Below are 6181 nucleotides of genomic sequence, written 5' to 3'. Positions count from 1 at the left end.
GTCCTGCCCTAAAGCTGCCTCGGAAACAAGCTCTTCCCCATAGTAAAGTTTTCCTACAGAACTTAAGGGAAGCTCCTCCGACGGAATCCCGAAACGTTCCTCCAATACTGCCAAGGCTTGTTCCTCTTCCATTTCCTGATAAGAGGAAAATGAGAAAGAAAAACTTTCTCCCTCTCCCTGCACAAAACTTTGCAGCTCCGAAAGGTTTATCCCGGGAATCTTTCCCAGTAGCTGATAGTTTTCTCCCTCGGAAAGCAGCTCCTCCTGCTTTCCCTTTTGTCTTTCAATCTCCTGCAAAATCTTTCCAAGCTTCTCCTGAGAGGCTGAGATTTCATAGGAAAAATACGGCATTAACAGCCGAACCCCTGCTGTAGCTTGAGCCATGCGGAAGGCCTGATACACCGCCTCCTGAAAGTCCACATAATAGGCGGAGCCTCGAGAAAAGCTTAAATTGGAAATTTCCAAAGCATAGTTCTCATAGGGTCCGGAAAGGAGCGGTCCCGGAAAATGCTCCTCTGCCCACTCAGTTTCCAAGCGGGAAATCCATTCCTCCGGTAGCTCTCCTCTTTTCTCTATGGAAAAAATGCTTTTCTTTTCCGGATTTCTGCTATTCTCACAATCCCTTTCGCCCTTTCCCACCTCCTGCTGCTCCCCAAAGAATTCTACTTCCTTGGGAATTAAGCGAAGAAGCATAGAAATCCTGTGACCGGGTTCCAGCACAGCTCCCCTTCCATAGGCTTCTCTACGGGGACTTTCCCCATAACGAAGCTTCGGCTTGGAAAAATGCAGTTTCTTTCCCAGCCTCTTGGCAAACAAATCCGTCAGAAGTTCTTTTTGCAGATTTCCGGACAGCTGTGCAGTGACTTGCTTTTCCGCCAAAGAAATAGAAATCCCCCACTCCGGAAATTCCTTTTGCAGCTCCTCCAAATCCTTTCGATAGGAAAGAATCTCCTCTCCTTCAAGAGATAAAAGGGTAGGAAAATAACCTTCCTTCTCTTTCTCACTATGCTCATCCACCGGGAAATAGCCAAGACCCGCATTTTCCGAAATCGGCATGGTAAAAAGCATTCCCGGCTCTACGCTCTCTACAGCCTCCTCTTCTACCCCTTCCAAATGTAACTCCAAAGCCTTTTCGGAAGGCCGCCATTCCTGGCGCAAGGAAAGGCTTCCCCCCAAAAGCTTCGCTCTTCCGATTCTTCTTCCTTCCGGACTTTTGCTAATCTTATATAAAATTCCCCGCAATTCCTCGCTATAGGCCGGCATTTGACAAAGAGCAAAAATCCAGGAAAAAAGTTCGGTGATTCCCTCCTGCTTTAATGCAGAGGTGAAGAAAAGAGGAAAAAGCTTTCTCTCCTGTATGTTTTCCTGCAAAAAGCTAAGGGGAAGTCGTCCATTTTCCAGATACTCCGCGGTTCCCTCTTCGGATAATACGGCAAGATTTTCCAGAAAGTCCTGACAGTCCTCTGAAGGAACTGCCTTCTGTCCTATAGCCTCCTTCTTCTCTGGAGCTTCCTTTTGTTCTAAAGCTGCATTCTCCTTGGAGGCTACTGTCCGGGTAAAATCCTCTTCCTGTAAAAATCTTGCCAAGTCGGAAAAAGTATAGGGAGAAAAGTTGATAATCCCCTCACAGGAAAAGGCCTCTTGGATTTCTCTTAACAAAGCTTCCCTATCCCCTTGGAAAAGGTCCATTTTATTTACCACCAAAAAAAGAGGAATTCCCTTCTCTCGCGCTCTTTCAAAGAGCTGCAACTCTCGCTTTTGAATACCGTCATTTCCGTCAATCAGCAGGATACCGTAGTCCATAACCGCAAGACAACGCTCCATCTCCGAGGAAAACTCCTGATGTCCGGGAGTATCCAAAAGAAAAAAACGCTTATTTTCCTTGGTAAAATAAACGCTTTTCGCATAAATCGTAATTCCTTTTTTTCGTTCCAGACTGTCCTTGTCTAAAACACTATCTCCATGGTCTACCCTGCCCTTTTCCGAAATTCTCCCGCTTTCATAGAGAAGAGCCTCCGAAAGACTGGTCTTTCCTCTGTCCACATGGGCCAGCAAAGCAAGTACGATATTTTCCATACGAACCTCTGTTTCCGCCAATTCTTTTATATTCTTAGGCTTTTGGTCAAAGAAGCTTTCTGAACCTTTTGTCAAAGAAGCTTTCTGAGCTTCTCCCAAAAACCTGTTTTATGAGGAATCTACTGTTTGTGTTTCTCCGCAATACGAACCAAAGCTTCTACACATTCCTCCGGATTTAAGCCCTCTTCATTCAGAATTTCATGGGCACATTGCAGGTAGAGGGCCTTTCTTTCGTTATATAGGTCTTTCAGGGTAAAGCCATCGGGAATCGCCACCCCTCTTTTCACCGGGTCACCGATTCTTTTTTCCACCTCGGAAAAAGGCACATCCAAGAAAATCACCAAAGAAGTCTCCCGTAAATGCTCCATAGCTCTCTTTCCGTAGCAAATAGAGCCGCCCGGAGCAAGAACCGTATTGTTCATGGAGAGCGCTGCTCCCACTTCCTCTTCCAAAAGGAGAAAGCCCTCCCTTCCCCGCTCCGCAATGATTTCCCGAAGCAACTGTCCGGTCTTTTCCTGAATCACCAAATCCATATCCAGAAAGGACATGCCTAATTTTTTCGCCAGCAATACCCCTAAGACGCTTTTCCCGCTGGAGGGCATTCCGATTAAACAAATATTCATAAGACTATCCTTTCCGCTTTCTGATGTTCCTACTTTAAGTCCACTTTTTCTACTCCGGTCTTCTTCCATAAAATCCGGCTTTTCTCTCGCCTACTTTCCGTTCTGAAAGTCCGGCTTTTCTCTTACATCTGCTCCCCATAAAGGCTAAGGGGCGGAATGAGCTGTTTCTTTCTGGAAACCACATTTTCCAGCACAGCGGTAAAGCCCTCTATCTCTTCTCCGGAAAAATCAAAACTTTCCTTCTTGGGCTCCAGCAAAAAGGCATTTTGAATCAGGCTGTCCGCTCTATGACCAACAGCCAGAAGCAGAGTATCCTGTTTTAAAATGTTGGTGAGCATCACAAAGGCCATGTCCAGATTTTCTTCTCCTAAAGCCTCCTTCGCAAAATGGAAGAGTCTGGGCTTTAAGGAAAGAAGCTCTTCTTCATTTAAGGAGCTTACCTGACTGACGCCAAAATGAATATCCCCTGCAGTAAAGGTCTTAAAATCCTGATAGAAAATCTCCCGATCCGTCTTCTGCTTTAAATCGGAGGCAGCGGAAAACATTTCCATGGCATACTTTTCAATATCCACTCCGGCAATCTCCGCCAACGCTCTTCCTGCCATCTCATCGGTCTTGGTGCAGGTAGGAGAACGGAAAAGGAGGGTATCGGAAATGATAGCGGACATCATCAGTCCCGCCGTCTGGGAATCGATTTCCACTTTATTTTCCTGATACATCAGGTACACAATTGTGCTGGTACAACCCAGAGGTTGATTTCTAAAATACACCGGTCCCAAGGTCTGAATGGTTCCCAGTCTGTGATGATCAATGATTTCCAGAATCTCCGCATTTTCCATGCCGTCCAATGCCTGTCCCAGCTCATTATGATCCACCATAATGACCTGTTTTCCACTGGCACCTAAAAGATTTCTACGGGAAAGCATACCCAGATATCGACCGTCCTTACTGATAACCGGGAAATCTCTGTGCCGCTTCTTCGCCATCACATCCTTAATTTCATCCACCGTATCCTCTTCTTCGAAGCTTAAAATACCTTCCTTCGTCATAAAGAAGCTGATGGGGATGGACTGGTTAATCAGTCTTGCCGCCGTATAAGCATCATAGGAGGTCACCATGATAATCATGCCGTTTTGCTCCGCCAGGGCTTTAATCGTGGGGGAGGCATTGGCGCCCTCGCAAATGATGATACAATCCGCACCATTGTCCAAGGCGGAAAGCTGGCTCTCTGCTCTATTTCCCAGGATGACAATGTCATGGGGCTCAATATAGTAGTTCATCATTTCCGGATTAGCTGCCGCAATCAACACCTTTCCGTCCTGACAATTTCGGTTGGCATCTCCGGTAATCAGAGTTGCTTCCAAGGTTTCCAGGATGTTTTTAAAAGGAGTCTCTGCCGTGGAAATGATGGCAGAATCATAAACATTCATATAGGACTTGGCAATATCGGACATGGTAATGAGACCTTCCAAAATGCCGTTTTGGTTTACCGCCGGAAGGGTGACCACATGACCGTCTCTCATCATCTGATAGGCCTGCTTTAAGGACATATTTTTAGAAACTCCGGGAGTCTTCCGATAGGCAATATCGGAAACCTGGGTTTTTACATTGTCCAATAAAAGAGGAGCGTCCACCTTAAAATGCTCTAAAACAAAGCTGGTTTCCGCATTGGGATTTCCGGCTCTACAAGGGATATACCGGTCTGTATTGTTAATCTTATTCTTCAAACGGGAATAAGAAATCGCCGCACAAATGGAATCCGTATCCGGATTCTTGTGGCCTGTAATCAGAACCGGCCTTTCTGTATTGTGTGGAATCTTTGATTTTTTCTCTGCCATTTGCTTTCCTCTTTCTTCTAACAACATAGGAAAATCTTAGTGCAATAGGGAGGCGCTGTCAAGAAGGGGAAGGGGAGTGAAGGTCTGGGAAAATGATAAGGAGTCGCGACTATGCAGTATGGGCATGTAATCGGGCACGCTCCCGCTAACCTCGCCCGGTAGAAGTGAAGGTCTGGATTCATTGATGAGAGAAGCTCCTATGCAGTATAGATATGAAATCGAGCACGCTCCCGCTAACCTCGCCCTGCAGCGGTACTAAGCGAAAAACTGCAGTACCTTTGTTTTTCGCAAGTACCGGCGGGCTCAGATTGCTCTCTTTCATATCTATACTGCATCTGTCGCTTCCGCTTATTTTTTTATACAGTCCTTCACTTCGCCGAGCTCGCCAATGCCTCCGGACTAAATTTCCCCCTCTTTCATGCCTATACTGCGTCTGTCTCTTTTATTTACTATTTTCACAGTCCTTCACTTCTACTGAAAAAAAGAAAGTCTGATTTAAATTCAGAAAAATAAACCGTTGCAGAACTGTTTATTTTTCATGTTCTACAACGGTTTGGGTTTACAGTAATGGTGTCCCTGGTTTTCTGTTTTGACAATGAAATGTACAAAATACAGAAAAGGGAATTACCGATGAATTAGTTTTCTTTTTTCTTCTGAAGAACTACAAAGCCTGCTAAGGATGCTAGGGAGATTCCGAATAGGGATGCCCAAAGTCCTGTGAAGTTGTAATCTCCGGTGGCTACGGTTGCACGGTCGGATACGCCCTTCACGCTTGGGCGGGACTCTCCAAGAACCGCACCCTTCTTCTCTTCAGTAGCTTCTGCTACTGGAGCCACTCGATTCTCTCCTAATACTTCACCGGCGGGAGCAGAAGCTGTCGGACGGCTTTCTCCCAGTACGATTCCGGGATTGGACGGTGCATTGCTGACAGTGCTTACAGTCACTCTTGAACTGCTTCTTCCACCGCCGCCATTGCTTGTTCCGCCAATACTAGGATTCGTAGGACTAGCCGGTACAGCAGGGGTTACGGGAGTTACCGGTTGTGCGGGCTGCTCCGGGTTAACGGGATCTACCGGTTGTACAGGATTTACAGGCTGCACCGGATTGCTCTTCGGCTCTACAGTGTTCATTTTTATGGTAAGAAGAACTTTGTCATTTCCTTGACCGACCACCTTGTCTCTGCCGGCATCATTTTGCACAGCACCCCAGACATAAGAGGTATTTCCGGTAGCATAAACATACTTTAAATCAGACTTCATATATCCAACTAAAGTTCCTGCAATACTTCCCTCTGTACTAATGTTCTTTTCTGTCTCCGTTTCCGTTTCTACTCTATTGGAAGAGGTGGAATTTATTTTTAATCCTTTCATTACCAGCTGAATCTTTTGAGCAGAATTTTTAATAAGCTCCTGCAAATTTCCAAAAACGCTGGTACTTGCATGTCCTCCCGTAGCAGGAGAGAGATTAAAGTTTTCAATAGGGTATGCTTTGCCGGTAACAGGATCTTTGCCGTAGATTCTTTCGTTAGCCGCATTTTCATCGGAGCCTTGCTTCGCCAATGGCTTCATCTGAGTTAAATCTAAATCCATGACAAGGCTTACCTTCTTCTTGGAAAAGGAAGATTTTCCATAATTAATGCGATAA

Annotated in this window: 3 protein-coding genes and 1 pseudogene; all 4 read right to left on the bottom strand. The window is 45.7% G+C overall.

Annotated elements, in window-relative coordinates; all coding sequences use genetic code 11:
- The coding region (locus tag ACO4PX_RS07960; RefSeq protein ID WP_485572206.1) for a GTP-binding protein at positions 1-2151 on the bottom strand (2151 nt) is incomplete at its 3' end.
- A 44-nt stretch (positions 2152-2195) separates the two neighbouring features.
- Positions 2196-2699: a shikimate kinase gene (locus ACO4PX_RS07955; protein WP_314328593.1), complete on the bottom strand. Its 504-nt coding sequence runs from the start codon at positions 2697-2699 to the stop codon at positions 2196-2198.
- Between the two features lie 122 nt (positions 2700-2821).
- Positions 2822-4537 carry a putative manganese-dependent inorganic diphosphatase gene (locus ACO4PX_RS07950; protein ID WP_485572205.1) on the bottom strand — a complete coding sequence of 572 codons (1716 nt, stop codon included), beginning with the start codon at positions 4535-4537 and terminating at the stop codon, positions 2822-2824.
- Between the two features lie 635 nt (positions 4538-5172).
- Positions 5173-6181 (bottom strand): annotated as a pseudogene (locus tag ACO4PX_RS07945) (cell surface protein); the annotation flags it as partial.

It is taken from the genome of Oribacterium sp. (genome assembly GCF_057249185.1).
The sequence above is the reverse complement of the archived record's forward strand: the minus strand, read 5'-3'. Positions and strand labels throughout refer to the sequence as shown.